The 12,942-nt window shown below is 69.3% G+C and carries 15 protein-coding genes and 2 pseudogenes; 10 read left to right on the top strand and 7 right to left on the bottom strand.

All coding sequences use genetic code 11. From position 1 onward, the window contains the following. Nucleotides 1-8 precede the first annotated feature (8 nt). The 4 genes and pseudogenes from ACIGQF_RS31465 to ACIGQF_RS31450 form a co-directional block, all read left to right on the top strand. Nucleotides 9-938 (top strand): annotated as a pseudogene (locus tag ACIGQF_RS31465) (NAD(P)-dependent oxidoreductase); the annotation flags it as partial. Nucleotides 939-1,036: 98 nt separating this feature from the next. After that, nucleotides 1,037-2,605, top strand: a complete 1,569-nt coding sequence (locus tag ACIGQF_RS31460; RefSeq protein WP_399717321.1) for an FAD-dependent monooxygenase — start codon at nt 1,037-1,039, stop codon at nt 2,603-2,605. Continuing rightward, entirely contained in the window at nt 2,602-4,287 is a 1,686-nt protein-coding gene (locus ACIGQF_RS31455) for an FAD-dependent oxidoreductase (RefSeq protein ID WP_399717318.1), read from the top strand. The genes ACIGQF_RS31460 and ACIGQF_RS31455 overlap by 4 nt, the downstream gene beginning before the upstream one ends. Nucleotides 4,288-4,432: 145 nt before the next feature. Next, nucleotides 4,433-4,900 (top strand): RidA family protein, encoded by a 468-nt coding sequence (locus ACIGQF_RS31450; protein WP_399717315.1) that lies wholly within the window; start codon nt 4,433-4,435, stop codon nt 4,898-4,900. 81 nt (nt 4,901-4,981) lie between these two features. Here the strand turns inward: ACIGQF_RS31450 and ACIGQF_RS31445 are convergent, their stop codons facing one another. The 4 genes from ACIGQF_RS31445 to ACIGQF_RS31430 all read right to left on the bottom strand — a co-directional run bounded on the left by ACIGQF_RS31445 (nt 4,982) and on the right by ACIGQF_RS31430 (nt 7,484). Then, nucleotides 4,982-5,467 (bottom strand): hypothetical protein, encoded by a 486-nt coding sequence (locus ACIGQF_RS31445; RefSeq protein WP_399717313.1) that lies wholly within the window; start codon nt 5,465-5,467, stop codon nt 4,982-4,984. A 5-nt stretch (nt 5,468-5,472) separates the two neighbouring features. Continuing rightward, the gene (locus tag ACIGQF_RS31440) at nt 5,473-6,111 is read right to left on the bottom strand and encodes a hypothetical protein (protein WP_399717310.1); all 639 of its coding nucleotides are present in this window, start codon (nt 6,109-6,111) and stop codon (nt 5,473-5,475) included. Between the two features lie 214 nt (nt 6,112-6,325). Further along, nucleotides 6,326-7,153, bottom strand: a complete 828-nt coding sequence (locus ACIGQF_RS31435) for a hypothetical protein (RefSeq protein ID WP_399717307.1) — start codon at nt 7,151-7,153, stop codon at nt 6,326-6,328. Beyond that, on the bottom strand, nt 7,122-7,484 hold the full coding sequence (locus ACIGQF_RS31430) for a hypothetical protein (protein WP_399717304.1): 363 nt from the start codon (nt 7,482-7,484) through the stop codon (nt 7,122-7,124). The genes ACIGQF_RS31435 and ACIGQF_RS31430 overlap by 32 nt, the downstream gene beginning before the upstream one ends. A 246-nt stretch (nt 7,485-7,730) precedes the next feature. Between ACIGQF_RS31430 and ACIGQF_RS31425 the strand changes: the two genes are divergently transcribed. Further along, on the top strand, nt 7,731-8,393 hold the full coding sequence (locus ACIGQF_RS31425) for an HAD family hydrolase (protein ID WP_399717301.1): 663 nt from the start codon (nt 7,731-7,733) through the stop codon (nt 8,391-8,393). On the opposite strand, the pseudogene ACIGQF_RS31420 reads toward ACIGQF_RS31425, so the two are convergent. Further along, nucleotides 8,374-9,560, bottom strand: a pseudogene (locus ACIGQF_RS31420) (transcriptional regulator). The gene ACIGQF_RS31425 and the pseudogene ACIGQF_RS31420 sit on opposite strands and share 20 nt — an antisense overlap. Before the next feature lie 222 nt (nt 9,561-9,782). Between ACIGQF_RS31420 and ACIGQF_RS31415 the strand changes: the two are divergent. The 4 genes from ACIGQF_RS31415 (at nt 9,783) to ACIGQF_RS31400 (ending at nt 11,266) form a co-directional block, all read left to right on the top strand. Next, on the top strand, nt 9,783-10,157 hold the full coding sequence (locus ACIGQF_RS31415; RefSeq protein WP_399717298.1) for a hypothetical protein: 375 nt from the start codon (nt 9,783-9,785) through the stop codon (nt 10,155-10,157). Next, entirely contained in the window at nt 10,154-10,534 is a 381-nt protein-coding gene (locus tag ACIGQF_RS31410) for a DUF6415 family natural product biosynthesis protein (protein ID WP_399717296.1), read from the top strand. Before ACIGQF_RS31415 ends, ACIGQF_RS31410 begins: the two co-directional genes overlap by 4 nt. A 78-nt stretch (nt 10,535-10,612) precedes the next feature. Then, nucleotides 10,613-10,741, top strand: coding sequence for a hypothetical protein (locus tag ACIGQF_RS31405; protein ID WP_399717293.1), 129 nt, complete (start codon nt 10,613-10,615; stop codon nt 10,739-10,741). A gap of 204 nt (nt 10,742-10,945) precedes the next feature. Further along, entirely contained in the window at nt 10,946-11,266 is a 321-nt protein-coding gene (locus ACIGQF_RS31400) for a hypothetical protein (protein ID WP_399717290.1), read from the top strand. A 98-nt stretch (nt 11,267-11,364) separates the two neighbouring features. Here the strand turns inward: ACIGQF_RS31400 and ACIGQF_RS31395 are convergent, their stop codons facing one another. Then, a complete protein-coding gene (locus ACIGQF_RS31395; RefSeq protein ID WP_399717286.1) occupies nt 11,365-11,886 on the bottom strand; it encodes a phenolic acid decarboxylase in 522 nt (173 codons plus the stop codon). A gap of 120 nt (nt 11,887-12,006) precedes the next feature. Here ACIGQF_RS31395 and ACIGQF_RS31390 point away from each other — a divergent pair, with 120 nt between their 5' ends. After that, a complete protein-coding gene (locus tag ACIGQF_RS31390; protein WP_399717284.1) occupies nt 12,007-12,441 on the top strand; it encodes a MarR family winged helix-turn-helix transcriptional regulator in 435 nt (144 codons plus the stop codon). A 220-nt stretch (nt 12,442-12,661) separates the two neighbouring features. Here the strand turns inward: ACIGQF_RS31390 and ACIGQF_RS31385 are convergent, their stop codons facing one another. Continuing rightward, a complete protein-coding gene (locus tag ACIGQF_RS31385; RefSeq protein ID WP_399717280.1) occupies nt 12,662-12,922 on the bottom strand; it encodes a hypothetical protein in 261 nt (86 codons plus the stop codon). Between the last annotated feature and the right edge of the window lie 20 nt (nt 12,923-12,942).

The raw sequence follows: 12,942 nt of genomic DNA, 5'->3' as shown, positions 1-12,942 counted from the left end.
ATAGCCGCGAGATGCATAGGCTGACGCGGTACGAAAATTTTCGAACCACAAGGAGTGGACCCATGACCACCACGCAGCCGACCATCGCGGTGCTGGGCACCGGCATCATCGGAGCGCCCGTGGCCCGCAACCTCAGCAAGAACGGCTTCACCGTTCGGGCGTGGAACCGCACCGCCGGCAAGGCCGAGGCACTGACCGCCGACGGCGTCCACGCCGCCGCCACTCCCGCCGAGGCCGTCAAGGGCGCCGATGTGGTGCTGACCGTCCTCAACGACGGCCCCCGGGTCCTGGAAGCCCTCCAGGCTGCCGCGCCGAACCTGGCCGAGGGCACCATCTGGGTCCAGGTCAGCACCGTCGGCGAGGCCGTCGATGAGCTCGCCGCCTACGCCGCCAAGACCGGCCTGGTCTTCGTCGACGCCCCCGTGCAGGGCACCCGCCAGCCGGCCGAGCTGGCCAAGCTCGTCATCATGGCCGCCGGCCCGCAGCAGGTACGCCCCACCGTGCAGCCGATCTTCGACGCCATCGGCTCGCGCACCCTGTGGGTCGGCGAGGACGGCACCACCGGCGCGGCCAGCCGCCTCAAGCTCGTCCTCAACACCTGGGTGGTCGCGCTGACCCACGGCGTGGGCGAGGCCCTGGCGCTGGCCAAGCAGCTGGGGGTGGACCCGCAGCACTTCGTCGACGTCGTCACCGGCGGGCCGATGGACAACGGCTACTTCCAGGGCAAGTCCGCCGCCATCCTCTCCGGCGACTACACCACGAGCTTCTCCGTGGACAACGCCGAGAAGGACGCCCGACTGGTCCTGGAGGCAGCACAGCGCACCGGCGTCCGCATGGACACCGTCGAAGCCGGCCACCAGCGCTTCCAGCGCGCCTCGGCCCAGGGCCACGGCGACAAGGACATGGCCGCCGGCTACTTCGCCAGCTTCGACGCCTAAAAGACCGCCAGGCACCGCGGGCGTGTCCCGGGCCGCCCCTTCACCACCGTCGGGGCGGCCCGGGCGTCGCCCGGCGCCATAGCCATCAGGGAGGACCCATGCCCATAGGGCGCAACGAGCGCACGACCGTGCTCGTCGTCGGTGGCGGCCCGGTGGGAATGCTGCTGGCCTGCGAACTGGCGCTGCAGAACGTGGAGACCATCGTCATCGAACAGCACGCTCACGTGCTGGACACCCCGCGCGCGGGCACCCTGCACGCCCGCAGCGTGCAGTCACTGCTGCGCCGTGGCTACCTCCGCATGCCCCAGCCCGGACGCCTGGACGTCTGGCAGCGCAGCGGTTTCCATTTCGGCGGCCTGCCGATCCTTGAGATCGCAACCCCCACCGCGGAAGGGCCGCCCATCTTGGGCCAGTCCCAACAGGCGCTGGAAGAGACCTTCGAGGCCAGGGCGCGGAAGTTGGGCGCCCAGGTGCGGCGGCGCACCCGCCTGGCCGGCCTGGTCCAGCGCCGCGACCGGGTGGAGGCGCAGGTCGAGGGGGAGGGCGGCGAGGCCCGCACGCTGGAAGCCGACTACGTCGTGGGATGCGACGGAGCCCGCAGCACCGTCCGCGAGCAGGCCGGCATCGGCGCGACGACGACCGAGCCCACCTTCAGCGGGCTCATCGGCCGCGTGCGCCTGCTCGACCCCGCCGCGGCCCCCGGTGGTTGGACGCAGGGACCCGAAGGGTGGACGTTGATCAACGTCCACCCCCACGGCCCCAGCAGAGTGCTCACGCACGACTTCACCCGCCCCTTTCCCCTCCGGCAACAGCCGGTCACGCTCCAGGAACTGCAGCAGACCGCAGAGCGCGTCCTGGACCGGGTCCTGCCGATGGACCAGGCAACATACCTCTCACGTTTCAGTGACTTCACCCGCCTGGCTGACACCTACCGATCGCGCCGCGTGCTGCTGGCCGGCGACGCGGCCCACGTGCACGCCCCGCTCGGTGGGCAGGGCCTCAACACAGGCCTGCAGGACGCCTTCAACCTGGGCTGGAAACTCGCCCTCGTGGCCCGCGGTGAAGCCGACCCGCGGCTCCTGGACACCTACACCCACGAACGCCGACCGGTCGCCCAGACCGTCATCAACAACACCAGAGCACAAGCCAACCTCATGCATCCCGGCCCAGCACACGCCGCACTGCGCTCCTACGTCACCGAACTGTTCCACCTCCCGGAAGTCAACCGGAGCGTCGCCGAGGAAATCAGCGGCCAGGTCATCGCCTATCCCCAGCCGGACACCACCGCCCTGACCGGCAGCTTCCTGGCCAACCACCGCTTCGACACCAGCCGCGGCCCACGGACCACCGCCGACCTTCTGCAGGACGCCGTCCCCCTGCTGCTGCTCGCGCAGGACACCGACGCCGCCGTCGAGGACATCGCGCGGGACTGGGGGAGTCGACTGCGGACCGTGCGCGTCGGCTGCCCCGACCCCCTGGGATGGACAGCGGCCCTGTGCCGACCGGACGGCTACCTCGCCTGGGCCGCCCAAGATCAGGTGCACACAGCCTCGCTCCGGCGCGCCCTCACCGACTGGCTGGGCCCGGCATCCCGGCCGAACCCGCCCACCGGCCCGCCCGAGGACGGCACTCAGACCCCACACATCGAGCACGAGGTAACACGATGAGCGCCGTGAACCGCCGGACGATGATCGCTCGCACCACAGCGGTCGCCGCAGGAACCGCAGGAGCCGGCCTCATAGGCCAGCCGGCGGTCGCCGCCCCCAGACGCCAGGGGGGCACCGCACCGCCGGCACAGCACACCGCCGGTGCCAAGATCGGCCCGGACGATCCCCGGTACACCCTGCTGACCACCGGCAACAACCAACGCTTCGTCGCCCGGCCGGACTACTTCAAGATGATCCGATCCAGCGTCGACGCCGAGCAGGCCCTTCGCGACGCGCTCAAGGAAGGCAAGCGCATATCCGTCCGCAGCGGCGGGCACTGCTTCGCCGACCTGGTGTGCAACCCCGACGTCGAGGTGGTGCTCGACTTCTCGGAGATGACCGGCGTGACCTACGACGAAGGCCGTAAGGCCTTCGCCGTGGAACCCGGCGCCCGGCTGCTGAATGTCTACGAGACCCTCTACAAGGGATGGGGAGTCACCATCCCCGGCGGCATGTGCTACAGCGTCGGCGCCGGCGGTCACGTACTCGGAGGCGGATACGGCCTGCTCTCCCGGGCCCACGGCCTGGTCGTGGACCACCTCTACGCCGTGGAGGTGGTGGTCGCCGACGAACACCACCAGGTCAAGACGGTCATCGCTACCAGAGACCCGCACGACCCCCACCACGACCTGTGGTGGGCGCACACCGGTGGCGGCGGGGGAAACTTCGGCCTGGTGACGCGCTACTGGTTCCGTTCCCCCCAGGCCCACGGAACCGAGCCCTCCGAGCAACTGGTGCAGCCGCCCTCCCAGATGCTGGTCAGCGCCCTCTCCTTCCCCTGGGCGGACCTCAGCGAGCGGGAATTCACCCGGCTGATGAAGAACTACAGCTCCTGGCACGAGGCCAACAGCTCATCGAACTCCCCATACACCGCCTTGAGTTCCGTGTTCAATGTCTGTCACAAGGCACACGGATCCCTGGACCTCTTCACCCAGGTGGACGCCTCGGTCCCTGACGCAGAAAAACTCCTCACCCAGTACCTGCAAGCCATCACCGCCGGCACAGGGCTGAGCCCGAAGGCCATGACCAAGCCGTCCGGTGACCTGGCAGCAATGCCGCACTTGTCCTCGGCGCAGCGCATGCCATGGCTCACCGCCACCAAGCTGATCGGTACCAACAACCCCACTATCACCCACCCGAACCTGCGGGGAGCCCACAAGTCCGCGTACATGAAGAAGGCATTCATCGACCACCATGCCGCCGCCTTGTACCGCTACCTGACCAGCAAGGACTACTGGAACGCCGACAGCATGGTCGTACTGTTCTCCTTCGGCGGCCAGGTCAACCACGCCTCCTCGGACGCCACCGCCAACTCCCAACGCTCCTCCATATTCAAAATGCTCTTCCAGGGCTTCTGGGCTGAGGAGACCGGTGACCGCGCCGGACTGCAGTGGGCACGTGACTTCTACGAGACCTTCTTCAAGGACACCGGCGGGGCCCCCGTGCCCGGTGATCACTATGAAGGCTGCTACATCAACTATCCCGACAAGGACCTGACCGACCCGCAGCGCAACCGCTCCGGCACGCCCTGGCAGCAGATCTACTACCGCGACAACTACAAGCGGCTACAGAGCATCAAGGGCAAGTGGGACCCAGCCAACGTATTCCATCACTCCATGTCCGTCTCACCTGCACGTCATTGACCCGAACGGGCTTTGCCGACCGCACAGGCGGTGCTGGAACAGTTACGGCAGGCCGGTCCGGAAGGGCACCAGCGGAACTCCGATCGCCCGGCGGCACGCGATCCCGCGGCGCCGATAACACCGAAACAGCCAACAAGGGGAAGTGATGACGACACCAGAACAGCGTCTGGCCGAGCAGGGCCTGAAGATCCCGGAGATGGTTGCGCCCTTCGCCGCGTACGCACCAGCAGTGCGGCACGGCTCCCAGATCTGGGTCTCGGGACAGCTCCCCGTCCGCGACGGAAAGCTCGTCGCACGAGGCGTCGTCGGCACCGACGTCACCACAGAACAGGCTACGGAAGCCGCCCGGCAGGCAGCCTTGAACGCCATTGCCGCGGTGAGGGAAAACGTTGACAACCTCTCGCAAGTAGCGCAAATCCTCAAGGTCGTCATCTTTGTCGCCTCCGCCCCGGGATACGAGGAGCAGGGCAAGGTGGGCAACGGCGCCAGCGAGCTGCTCGGTGCGGTGTTCGGCGACGCCGGCGTGCACGCCCGCAGCGCGATCGGCGTCGCGGCCCTTCCCCTCGGCGCTGCCGTCGAGGTCGAACTGGTCGCGGCAATCTCCGAGGCGTGATCTGCGGCCGATAGACGAGGTGATCGGCTTCTGGCGGGGCCGTGTCCCCAGCCCTGGGCTGGGGACACGGGTGCAGTGTGGTCAGGAGGCGGGGAGAATGGCCCAGGACGGGCCGCCGGAGGGGCAGGTCCAGCTGGCAACGCCGTCCACGGTGCGGGCCACCGCCGGGTGGCCGTGGCCGGGGCAGGGCGGATTGGGTGCGCCGCCGGTCTCCTCCAGTACCGCGTCCTGCAACTGGTCGGCCAGTAGGGTCACGGCGTCGGCCTCAGCCATCGGCTCCTCGAAGTGCACGGAAACGGCGGAGCCGTCGGCGAAGGCGAGTGTGACCAGCAACCCGGCGACATCGTCACCGAAGCCGCTGCGGTCCTGGCCACCGTCCAAGGCGATGGACAGCGAGGAGTTGAACCCCTCCTCCGAGGCGGCGTCTGCTGCGCCCAGGGACGTCCCTGTCCCGGCGTCGGCGGCGAATCCTGGGCCGGTGACGGTGAGGGTGTGTTCGGCCGGCGCCCCGAGCTGGGCAAGGATCGTCTCGGCCCAGCTGTGAACCAGATTGTGTGAGAGAGACATGGTTGCTACTTCTTCGTCTTGACGTTGCTGGTCCAGGTCAGGGTGCCGGTGCCGGTCTGGCCGCCGACGTTGACACGGAACTTCATATGGTCCTGAGACTGGACGTGGTTGCCGTGCTTGACCGGCTTGAAGGTGCCGTGGAAGTGGTAGCTCTTGCCCACCGTGTGCGGCGCATTCTTCGGCATGTGCTTGCCGTTCTTCCACCACGACGCGCCCCGTTCGGCGACCGCTCCGGTGATGACGGACCGCAGCTTGGCGGAGATCCGGTAGCCCCAGTTGATGGTGTTGTGGTGGCAGTTGAAGCGCATGTCCAGGCGGCCCTTGGCGTCGCTCCAGTGCGGGTTCTTGTCGCAGCGCAGGGTCGCGGGGCCCTTGGCCTTGGCGGCGGCGAGGCCGACACCGCCTTCGTTCTCGGCGCCGATGGTTGCGAGTTCGCGGCGCTGGGCTTCGGTCAGGCTGGGCGGGGAGCCGTCGGCCTGGCGGTCCAGCGCGATCTGGAGCCGGGCGGTCAGGCCGTCCGTCTGCTGGGTGACGTCTACGACAGGGCGGCGAGTGGTGTCCTCGTGGCCGGCGGCCTGGGCCGTTCCCCCGAGGGCGCCGGTAGTCGCCACCAGTGCAACCGCGATCGTGCCTATCTTGCGCATTGTTTTCCCCTCGTACTCCCGGGGGAGCAGAAAACTCCGATGCGCCGGCAGCCGCCGTCGCACCCCGCGCCGTCCCCCGGCCGTGTGTGCTCTCCGCCTTGGTCAGGGGCGGGAATGTTGATCTTCGATACAAGATCGTACAGACCCGGGGAGCCTCGTGTCTTCTGGTAAACGGGTGGGTAAACCGATGCTTCTTGCCGCGTTCCTGCCCCGCTCAGCCTGTCGCTGCTGCCACGAGGGCGCGCAAGGGTTCCACCAGTTGGGGGTGGTCGCCGCGGGTGGCGGATTGGAGGAGGTCGGCGGCGACGACGAGCAGCGCTGTGTGGCCGGCAGGAGTATTGAGGATGGGGAATTCTTCCCGGATGCGGGCCGCCGTCTGTGGGGCGAGGAGGGAGTAGGCGTACAGCAGCGCCGGGTCGTAGCCGACCGGGGCCAGGCCGAACCCTTCGAAGTCCAGCAGGACCGGTCCGATCATGGTGAGGTTGGCGAAGTGGCAGTCGCCGTGCGCGGTCGCCCAGGTGATCTCGTCGGGTGCGGGGACGCCGGCGTACTGGGGGAGGGCCCGCTCGATCCACTGCCGGCGCACCGCGACCCGCTCGGTCGGTGTCGCGGAGATGGTCTCCAGGTCGGTGCGCAGCGACTTCCACCACCCCTCCGGCAGCTCCAGCCCCCGCTCCAGCACCGGCTCCGGCACGCAGACGGGTTCGTCGATGTAGCTGGTGAGTTCGGCTCGGTAGGCGAGCCCGTCCCGCACCGCCCCGTCGTACATCCCGCGGAGGGCGGGTTTGTGCACGGTGGGAAAGGCTTCGGCGGCCTGGGCGGTGCCCTCCCACAGCTTCCCGCCCGCCTGCTCGGCGGGCGCGGAGATCAGCCGCAGCCAGCACGCCCCGAACTCTGAATGCTGAGCCTGCTGACCGAGAGTGCGGCCCTGATACCCCCACAACCGTGGACCGTCGACCGTGACACCGAGAGTCGCGGCGGCCTCGGCTTGTGCGGCCAGTGCGCGCTGTTCATCGGCCTTCGTGGTGGGGGGCGAGTACATCGCAGACCTTCCGCAGGATCGGAGGAGGAATGGCCGGCTGCTCCAGCGCGGCCCGGGCGGCCTCCCAGTGTGCCGCAGTCGAGGCCGACACCAGCACGCGCGAGACCCCTGGGCACGAGGCGGCCGCCAGCAGACACGCCTGCGCCACGGACAGCCCCGGCCGCAGCAGCGCGGCGAGTTCGTCGGTCGCGGCCTGCACCAGTTCCCCGCCGTGCAGCGGGGCTGCGGCGAACACCTCCCAGCCCCGCGCGGCCGCCGCCGCGACCGGCCCGCGTCCCTCGAGCGCCTGCCCCAGGGCGTCGGCCTGGACGAGGCTGACGGGCAGTTGCACGGCCCGCAGATGGTGCGCCCGGCTGCCGGCGGCCTCGGCCGCCAGCCGGTCCAGCTGCGGGACGGAGAAGAGGCCCTCGGTGAAGCCGGACCAGGTGGCGACGCCATACGTGCGCAGCTGCCCGGCGGCCTGCCGGTGAGGAACGTGCCGACCTCTGCTGGCACCCCGTCAGCAGCACTCACGGGGCGATCATGCTGACGGTGCCGCGGCCACCCTGGCACCGGTGCTGGTCAGTAGGGTGGCGGCATGATTCGCGCTGCGATGTTCGACGTCGGCGAGTGCCTCGTGGACGAGACCCGCGAGTACGGCACCTGGGCCGACTGGCTCGGCGTGCCCCGCCACACCTTCCACGCCATGTTCGGGGCCGTGATCGCGCAAGGGCGCGACTACCGTGAGGTCTTCCAGGAGTTCCGCCCCGGCTTCGACCTGTACGCCGAACGCGAGAAGCGCGCGGTCGCCGGCCAGCCGGAACACTTCGGCGAAGAGGACCTGTACGCGGACGTCCGACCCGCGCTCGCTGCCCTGCGGGAAGCGGGCCTGTGGCTCGGCATCGCCGGCAACCAGACCGTCCGCGCGGGCGGCATCCTCCGCGAGCTGTTCACCAAGGACGTCGACCTGATCGGCACCTCCGACGACTGGGGAGCCAGCAAGCCCGACATCGCGTTCTTCGAGCGCGTCGCCGAGGTCACCCCGTTCGCCCCGGACGAGATCCTCTACGTCGGGGACCGCGTCGACAACGACCTCCGGCCGGGGGCCGCAGCCGGCATGCACACCGCGCTGGTCCACCGCGGGCCGTGGGCAACGATCCAGTGGCGGACCGAGGAAGCCCAGACGCTCCCGACGTTCCGGGTGGAGAGCCTCCTCGAACTGCCCGACCTGATCGCCACATTCAACGACTCAGCGCGCTGACCGTCGTCGCCCACCCGTACAGCCGCTCATCGAGGTCCCGCACGCACTGCTCGTGCTGGTGCGGGGCCAGGGACCGCCGCACCTCCCGTATGCGGTCCATGCCCGTGGCATACCAGGTCCTCTCCAACTGGTCGAGCGCGAGGCACGCGTACCGGCACGCCTCCTCCGGCTGACCGGAGGAGGCCTCGACGGCGGCCAGGTCGCCGAGGACCACTGTGCGCTGCTTGTCCTCCGTGGCGCTGAGCCCGTCCAGGGCACCCAGAAGCGTCGTCCGCGCCTGAGGAAGGTGCCCGGCCTTGAGCTGAGTGTTCCTCTTGAAAGCTGCCAACCGCACGGCGCTGAACCAGTCCAGCCACGCAGGCGTCGCATGCTCGCTGCCGTCGGCGAGGACGTCCTCCGCATGAGAGATCAGATGCAGCGCGGTGCGGATGTTGCCACACCGGGTCTCGCACTCCGCCTCGACGGCGTCCAGCCAGGCCCACAACTCGGCGGAGGCATGACCGCGGCGCGCGTACGTACGGGCCGCGACCATCCGCTCCGCCGCGGCGTCCCGCTGCTCCGCCCACCCGGGGATGAACGCGGTGTGCGCGAGGATCGCGGCCCCGAGCAGCGAGTCGTCGGCCTCGCCCGCGGCCTGCAGCGCGTGCAGGAAGGTGGCGCCTGCGGCGTCGGGGTCCCGTAGGTCGAAAACTCGATCCGCCCGGCGAGCAGATAGGACTCGGCGAGCGCAGCGCCCACGATCCGGCGGGTCTGCCCCGCGGTCTCGGCGAGCAGAGCGCACCCGAGGGCGGTGTGCGCGAGGACGGTGGGGTGCAAGGCGGCGGGCGCCACGGACCAGTACAAGTGCCGGTGGGCGCGTGTGATGGCCTCGTAGTGCGTGGCCACCGACGCCGGCTGCAGCGCGCCCACGGACTGCGCGGGAACAGTGGCCAAGCCCGCGCCGGCCGCGGGCGCGCCCACACCGGACCGAAGCAGGGCCGGGTGATCCCGGCCGGCAGGGATCGTGAAACCGAGCGCTTCCATGTCCTGGCCGAGCAGGCTGGTCAGGCGCTGCTGCACCTCGGGATGCGGCCAGGGAGGATTCTCCGACTCCCAGCGGCGTACCTGACGAACGCCGACGTTCAGGGCGTCGGCGAGGGCCTGCTGCGAGTGGTAACCCGCTGCCATGCGGGCTGCCTTGAGACGATTGTTGCCTGCGGGCCGCGGCACGCGTCCTCCTCTGTTGTTGGGACAGCAGCAGTGTCACCCGAAGTCCTAATGGTGGCCAGCAGTCACCCGACTGGCACTGTAAAAGTCCCCTCTGCGGCGCTGAAATGCCCTCTAGAAGTCCTCGCTACCGCTCTTCCGTGCAGCGAAAGTAGGGCCACACCGCAGCGTGAGGAGCGCCCCATGCACCCGACACCTGGTCCGTACGCCGTCCCTGATGGCTTCTCCTACGAGGTAGGCGTCACCTGGGACGTTGTCGGCGTGGACCGGGCGGTGGGACTGGCAGCCGTCGTCATACTCGGGCCACGGTGCGGCGCCGTCATCGACGATGCGCAGTGCCTGTACTGGTTGGTCGCCCCAGGGGCGGCGGCCGGGTGGCCGGTGGCCGGCGGGCAGGTGCTCTCGGACGGCACGGTGGCTGTGCCGCCGCTGCGTTGGTCGGCCGGGCCGGGCGCGTTCTGGCGCGTCTGCCCAGGAGACAGCGACTGGACCACGTCCGCTGACGCGTTGCGGGCCGCGGTGGAAGACGCCGCTGCACGGTTGGTGAGTCGGCCGTGACCACCGGCGAGCCACGGGGCCGAACCGCAGTCGAGCAGGACGTCGACAGCCTGCCGATCGATAAGGAGAGGATCCGGCACACCCTGATGCGAGTCAGGAACAGCCGACTGCAGCGCGCGGACGCGCTGACCCTTGCCGAGCTTGAACAGATGCTGCGCGGGCACATCGGGCTACTGCTCCTCGACGTCCGTGAAGCTGTTGACCGCCTCTGGCGAGGGAGCACCGACTGGAACGGCAGAGCGACCCGCCTCGACTTGATCGAGCATCAGCTTCGGCACGGCCTGGGGCGCGGCCCTCTGGCCGACCAGATCCAAGTCCGCACCCTCGCACACGACTGCGAGTGGCTCCTGACCGAGCACGAGGAGGCCCAGCGGTGAGCCCCGAGCAGCGAGCCGAGGCCGCATACACCCTCGCCCTCGTGGCCCTCATCGTGACTCTGGGGTGGGCGATCGGCCGTGGCTGACCTCGTGCGCTTCCTACGACACGTCTGGCGACTCCTCGCGTGCGCTGCCGGCCCCCTCTACGCCCTCACCCTCAGCTTCGGCATCGCGGCCGTCGTCTACCTGGCGCTGCTCACCCGCTGAAGCCCCAAGTCCCCGCGCCGCTGCCCGCCCCCGCCGAGGCGGCGCGGGAGGGGGCGGCCGTCCTTCCGGCGGTCGGCCCCTGCACCCCTTCCTCTGCACCGATTGGAGCTGCTTATGCCTGCCCTGGCCCGCCACCTGCTCGCTGCGTCCGATCTCCTTGACGTACGAGAGACGCTGCGCCGCAGCATGCGTACGGGGGAGTCCATGGCCGATCGAGTCTTGACCAATGCGCTGGCACTGCTGGCCACCCGTGTCGAGGACCCGAAGGCACACCTCGTACCGTCCCGGCCTGTCGAGCAGGGGTGGCAGGCGCTCGTCCTGCACACCGAGGTCTACGCGGACCTCTGCTCGCGGATGGGCGGCGGGTTCATCCACCACAGTCCGCTGCAGACTGTCCCGCCCCAGCGGCTGCTGACCTACACCGCGAACCGCATCGCCGGCTGCGGCCACCACATCGACTACGACCTGTGGCAGGCGGAAGGCAGCGGCGAGGAGCAGGCGGGGATTGACGTGGCGAGCCTGTGACCGGCCGGGACGCACTGCTCATGGACCTCCTTGCAGACGAACCGATCTGACGGCTTCACCAGGTGCAGCGACGGGGTCCTCAGGGGCAGCGAGGGCGGTCAGTTGGTGCGGTCGGCCCAGCCTGCGGGGAGCTGGTCCGGGGCGGTGGCCACCGCTTCCTCGTTGTCCTCGCCTACGTACTCATCCCACGTGATCTTCGCGAACTCGGGAACGGTGAAGATCGGGTACGTCGGTCCGGCGTCGCGGAAGGCGTGCATCTTGTCGAGGTGGTCGTTCTGGAAGAGGACCGTGCGCTGCGGGTACTCCTCGACCCAGTGCGGGAAGAAGATCACGCCGTGCAGGACGCGCTCGGCCGGGACGAGGGTGACGCTCACCGAGGTGCCGGTGGGCTCGTTCCAGGAGACCTTGTAGACCCCGCGCGTGAGCATGATCAGGTCGACCTTCTGATCCCTGACCCAGCGGCCGCCGACCATGCCGGTGTGGATGCGGTAGTCGATGGTGGTGGCGTTCTTGACGTACATCTCGTACTGCCAGCCGTTGGCGTAGGTGTAGAGGAAGCGGTGCCCCACGGCGCCGGAGAGGTCCTGTTCAGGAACGGGGTTCTCGATTGTGGTGGTCATGGTGGTGCTCCTCTTCCGTTTCCGTGCTCGGCGGCCACTCTTGGTCTCAACGGTCTCCGTCATTTCATTTTGCCTCAAAATAACTTTGTGTCAAAACGAAACCTTCGGCACAATGACGCCATGCCTGACACCGCCTTCGAACTCAGCCGACTCCTCGGGCCGCTGCGCCGCGCGGTGCTCCGCACGACCCGCAAAACGGAGGGGCTGCCCGACCTGCCCGAGGCGCAGATCGAACTGCTGCGGTCGCTGGCCGCCGAAGGCCCCCTCGGTACGCGCGATGCCGCCGCCCGGCTGCGCATTGCTCCCTCGACGGTCAGTAACCTGGTGAAGGCCATGACGGCAGCCGGACTGGTCAATCGCGCACCTGACCCGTCCGACCTGCGGACAGTGGTCCTCACGCCCACAGAGACCGCCCTTGAACTGCTCGACCGCTACGACCGCACCAGCGCGGAAGCCCTCGCCCTGGCCATCGACGAACTTCCGGACGCCGACCGTCAGGCACTTACCGCCGCCCTGCCGGCACTGGCCCGGCTCATCACGGTCCTGGAGAAGTAGTCCACGGCCACCCATCACGTGGCGCACCAGCACCGGGCAGGCCCGGTGTCGGCTGCCAAAGGCCGCTCCGTAGAGGGAATCGGGCGGGAAACTAACGCGCCGCTCTCTTAGCCAGAACAAGGGCAAAAGCGAGTTCGCGACGACTACGGCTGTACGCCGGGGTCGCCGCGAAGGAGGATTCGCTCGGGTGGTGGAGGACTTTGTGCCGCTGGCCCGCGCGCTACACGATCACCTGACGGCGGTGCCCGCCGCCGCGGGCGGCGTTCGCCTCGGGCCGCTTCGCGACGGTGTACCAGTCGCGCACGGTGGTGCAGGCGCGCCAGCCGGCGGCGAGCGGCCAGATGGGCAGGACGACGAACCAGGCGATGATGGCGATCAGGATGTCGCCGCCGGTGGCCGGCGTCTCCCCGGTGAGCCGGTCGGTGGGGCTGCTGTAGGAGAGCAGGACCAGGGCGCCGAACAGCAGGTAGATGAAGAGCATGGGTCCTCCCGGAAGATGCG

The sequence above is a fragment of the Streptomyces sp. NPDC053560 genome (genome assembly GCF_044544605.1).
In the GTDB taxonomy this organism is placed as follows: Bacteria; Actinomycetota; Actinomycetes; order Streptomycetales; family Streptomycetaceae; genus Streptomyces.
The sequence above is the reverse complement of the archived record's forward strand: the minus strand, read 5'-3'. Positions and strand labels throughout refer to the sequence as shown.

Bases quoted from the DNA above. Each gene is read 5' to 3' on its own strand.
- ACIGQF_RS31460 (WP_399717321.1), top strand. From the start codon at position 1,037: ATGCCCATAGGGCGCAACGAGCGCACGACCGTGCTCGTCGTCGGTGGC.
- ACIGQF_RS31455 (WP_399717318.1), top strand. From the start codon at position 2,602: ATGAGCGCCGTGAACCGCCGGACGATGATCGCTCGCACCACAGCGGTC.
- ACIGQF_RS31450 (WP_399717315.1), top strand. From the start codon at position 4,433: ATGACGACACCAGAACAGCGTCTGGCCGAGCAGGGCCTGAAGATCCCG.
- ACIGQF_RS31445 (WP_399717313.1), bottom strand. From the start codon at position 5,467: ATGTCTCTCTCACACAATCTGGTTCACAGCTGGGCCGAGACGATCCTT.
- ACIGQF_RS31440 (WP_399717310.1), bottom strand. From the start codon at position 6,111: ATGCGCAAGATAGGCACGATCGCGGTTGCACTGGTGGCGACTACCGGC.
- ACIGQF_RS31435 (WP_399717307.1), bottom strand. From the start codon at position 7,153: ATGTACTCGCCCCCCACCACGAAGGCCGATGAACAGCGCGCACTGGCC.
- ACIGQF_RS31425 (WP_399717301.1), top strand. From the start codon at position 7,731: ATGATTCGCGCTGCGATGTTCGACGTCGGCGAGTGCCTCGTGGACGAG.
- ACIGQF_RS31415 (WP_399717298.1), top strand. From the start codon at position 9,783: ATGCACCCGACACCTGGTCCGTACGCCGTCCCTGATGGCTTCTCCTAC.
- ACIGQF_RS31400 (WP_399717290.1), top strand. From the start codon at position 10,946: ATGGCCGATCGAGTCTTGACCAATGCGCTGGCACTGCTGGCCACCCGT.
- ACIGQF_RS31395 (WP_399717286.1), bottom strand. From the start codon at position 11,886: ATGACCACCACAATCGAGAACCCCGTTCCTGAACAGGACCTCTCCGGC.
- ACIGQF_RS31390 (WP_399717284.1), top strand. From the start codon at position 12,007: ATGCCTGACACCGCCTTCGAACTCAGCCGACTCCTCGGGCCGCTGCGC.
- ACIGQF_RS31385 (WP_399717280.1), bottom strand. From the start codon at position 12,922: ATGCTCTTCATCTACCTGCTGTTCGGCGCCCTGGTCCTGCTCTCCTAC.